Source organism: Gluconacetobacter tumulicola (assembly GCF_014174215.1).
GTDB lineage: Bacteria > Pseudomonadota > Alphaproteobacteria > Acetobacterales > Acetobacteraceae > Gluconacetobacter > Gluconacetobacter tumulicola.
This window is the reverse complement of sequence record NZ_JABEQL010000055.1, coordinates 1-3279: the sequence shown is the minus strand read 5'-3', so window position 1 is coordinate 3279 and position 3279 is coordinate 1. Positions and strand designations below refer to the sequence as shown.

The window sequence follows — 3279 nt, the reverse complement described above, 5'->3', positions numbered from 1 at the left end:
GTCCATGGCAAAGGCCCAGTTCGCCATTCTCTTCGGTGAACGCTTCGCACGCGCCACCGTCTGATCAACAACGTGAACAACGCCTCGCACACGAAATTCCTGACAGTCCCGAAGAAGGTCACTGGAAAAGACAATCCGAGTGACGCAATCAAGAAGCTAGTCGCTGAGAACCGTTGTGATGATACGATTCAGCAGGCAATGGATTATGTTCGGGTGGCAGGGAACAAAGCTCTACATGCCGCTCACGAGATACCTATGTTGGCAGATGACACGGGCGACCATTTCCAGACATTGGTGAGTTTGATCGGCTATATCGTTGACGATCAGATCACTCGCGCGAAAAAGATCAGTGGTGTTTTTGCGACTCTCCCTCAACCCGAGAGAGACCGTATTGATCGACGCGACGGCCGAGAGACGAGTTGAGAGAGCGCATTCTCATCCGTCTGATGTAGAGCCCCAGTCATCGACCACCAAATAGCTGAGATCGCAGTAACGTGAATAAAGCACAACTATCTCTCTCGCTCGTAAGTATCTGTATCGTTGTTGGGTTAGGAGCTTTTACACCGACTTATCCACCTTTGCTTACTTCATGTATCGAGTGGGGATCTGTTGCTGACTGGGCATCTGCGTTAGGATCTCTTTTAGCTGTCATAGTTGCTTGTATCGCAGCGATGTGGGCCAAACGAGCCTCCGATAGAACAGAAGAGATATCAAAGCGAAGTGTTGATGTAGACGAATTCTCAGTAGCTAATGATATCTTAAAAAAACTCTGCGAGGATACATCAGCCTCACTCAGGAAGATAAAATGTGATGATATGACAAGGCGTGATTTAATGAGTGAATATGTCACGTTTTCCAAAAGAGTCAAAATGATATACCAATCATTTCATATTCTATTAAACGTAGAAAATAATAAGGATCGGCTACTGTACATTATATCATCTTATATAGATCTTGACGTTTATATAGAAATAAGTGATAAAACATTTCAAAATAGGCTCGTTTATGCCAAGCTCGATACAAGAGAAAAAAATATATACGATTATCTAAACGCAACATACAAAGAAATCCATATGATGATTACTGAAATCGAGAATGGTCAAACATAATATATCATATTCCTAAATAAATACCTCAAACAACCGCTTGAGGTATCCAATGCTCATAAAGATAACAAAGACCCATAAGAAGTTCCAGCTAGGTCAGACATTAACCGTTAGACCACAGGTAGGCTTGAAGCTCATCGAACTCGGATGTGCGGAGCTTATCCAGATCACTGAATCCATCCCCGACAAGATAACCAAATAAGGGGAATGCGATGATATCCAACCTAAAAGGAACCAAGCCTCCCCTAGTCATAGATGTTGATGACCTGATGGACTATTGCGCGGTCCTCGACCCCTCGCAAGCGACCTTGATCCAAGCTCTGGCACAAACGGCTCAGGATTACGTTCAGGACCGCATAGGCGACTTTCTCGTCTATACGCCCATCACATGGGTCATCGCTAAAGGCGAAATGGCTCAAGACGACTACTTCTTCCGTTCGTTTCTCAGCAGCGGCACAGGGGTCTTCGGCTTCGGCACGAACCAGGGCCAGTGGATCAACCTACCAACCGGCGCACAGAGCATCACAGGCGTCACGGCAGCCATGTGGGGCGCTGATGACGTCACACTGACCGAGGGTGTCGATTTCTTCGCTGATATCACGACTGACCCAGCGCGCATCCAGATGTCCTTCAACTACAACCTGAATGACCTGTACCGCACTCATAGCCACATGGTGATCAGCTATATCGGCGGCATCGCACCAGACACATCGAGCATCCCAACCACCCTGACACTGGCCATCAAAGAGATGACCAAGCGCATGTACAAGAACCGTGGCGCTGACGAGATCGGCCTCACAAACAGCTTCATCGACTCCCTGCTGGATCTTCATCAACGCTTCTCGTTCGGCGTCAGACCATGACCAGTAGCATCATTGATGAGGGCAAATTTCTTCAAAAGCTGACGTTCTATGATTGGGAACAGGCCGAGACAGAAGATGGCCGTGGCAACACTAAACAGTTGACCAACCCCAGATACGAGTATGGCGAACTCTTCGACGTGAACCCCTTCCCTGTCGTCAACGGCGTTCAGGAGAACATGAGGGATTTCACGTCGATCCTCAGAACCCGCTACCGCTCCGACCTCAACGCCTTCACCTACGTCTCCCAGCAGGTGCGCCAGCCCGATAGGTCGGTCATCACGGTCTATTATCAGGTGGTCAGGCAAATGGCCGTCGAACAGGAGAACAGATACCTGACGTGCCATCTGTCGAAGCAGACGGGCGCTCCCTGATGCCGACGATCAGATTCCAACTCAGCGATCCCGGCCAGCTTATCCTGAACAAAGACGCTTTGAAGAAAGAGCTTCGCCTGATCGGTAACGAGATCAAGAAGAAGACGCAGGCGCTCATCCGATCCCAGGCCAGTAAGAGCCCTCATAAAGCGAGCCAGCCAGGCCAAGCGCCGGCAAGCTGGACCGGCAACCTCGCCAAGCTCATCCGGGTCCAGGTCAAGAACAACAAGGTGACGATCATCGACACCGCGAGATACGCGACCGCCCTGGAAGCAGGCGCAACCCTGAATAACGGATCAGTCGTTGCTCCCCGTCCCTATCTCTCGACCGTCCTCGATCAGATGCGTCCCGAAATCGAAAAGCGCCTTGAAGCCATATTACAACTCAAAATGGAGAAGCCATGACAGCACCAATACCCAGAACAGTCGATGTGATTAAGAGAATACGAGACAAGACAACATACTTCAAAAAGGTCTCCGGTATCGCGGATATCAACCGGATGATGAACCAACAGACCATCAATCAAACTGATATGCCATTCGCAGGCGTATTGGTTCCAATGACCACGGCATCTGAAAACGAGAATATGCCGGGTTATATGGCCTACGAGACAACAACCTATCAGGTGGTCGTTGTTCTCGACATGACAACCGATGACACCGGATACCAAGCTGCCAGCGATGCCTTCGACCTCGCAAGAGCAGATTTGAAGGGATGCTTGATGGGCTGGGATATCTGCCCTGAACGATCCAATGGCTATCCGATGTCCTTCAGCGGCGGATCAATGGTATCGAGCCTTGATAGTTCGAACAGCCGCGCCGTCTATCACGGGACTGTCAGGAATTTCGTGTGCGAGGCGTTGTTCACGTTGTTGATCAGACGGTGGCGCGTGCGAAGCGTTCACCGAAGAGAATGGCGAACTGGGCCTTTGCCATGGAC

Annotated in this window: 5 protein-coding genes and 1 pseudogene; all 6 read left to right on the top strand. The window is 49.8% G+C overall.

Translation table 11 applies throughout. The features are described from left to right. Window positions 1–72 precede the first annotated feature (72 nt). The gene (locus HLH29_RS19115; protein ID WP_182968956.1) at window positions 73–423 is read left to right on the top strand and encodes a DUF4145 domain-containing protein; all 351 of its coding nucleotides are present in this window, start codon (window positions 73–75) and stop codon (window positions 421–423) included. A 71-nt stretch (window positions 424–494) separates the two neighbouring features. Further along, window positions 495–1109 carry a hypothetical protein gene (locus tag HLH29_RS19110; RefSeq protein WP_182968955.1) on the top strand — a complete coding sequence of 205 codons (615 nt, stop codon included), beginning with the start codon at window positions 495–497 and terminating at the stop codon, window positions 1107–1109. A gap of 209 nt (window positions 1110–1318) precedes the next feature. Beyond that, window positions 1319–1969, top strand: coding sequence for a phage gp6-like head-tail connector protein (locus HLH29_RS19105; RefSeq protein ID WP_182968954.1), 651 nt, complete (start codon window positions 1319–1321; stop codon window positions 1967–1969). Next, window positions 1966–2340 carry a hypothetical protein gene (locus HLH29_RS19100; protein WP_182968953.1) on the top strand — a complete coding sequence of 125 codons (375 nt, stop codon included), beginning with the start codon at window positions 1966–1968 and terminating at the stop codon, window positions 2338–2340. The genes HLH29_RS19105 and HLH29_RS19100 overlap by 4 nt, the downstream gene beginning before the upstream one ends. Further along, complete coding sequence (locus tag HLH29_RS19095) at window positions 2340–2744, top strand: hypothetical protein (protein WP_182968952.1); 405 nt, start codon at window positions 2340–2342, stop codon at window positions 2742–2744. Before HLH29_RS19100 ends, HLH29_RS19095 begins: the two co-directional genes overlap by 1 nt. Beyond that, window positions 2741–3088 (top strand): annotated as a pseudogene (locus HLH29_RS20110) (phage tail terminator protein); the annotation flags it as partial. The gene HLH29_RS19095 and the pseudogene HLH29_RS20110, both read left to right, overlap by 4 nt. Window positions 3089–3279: the final 191 nt, after the last annotated feature.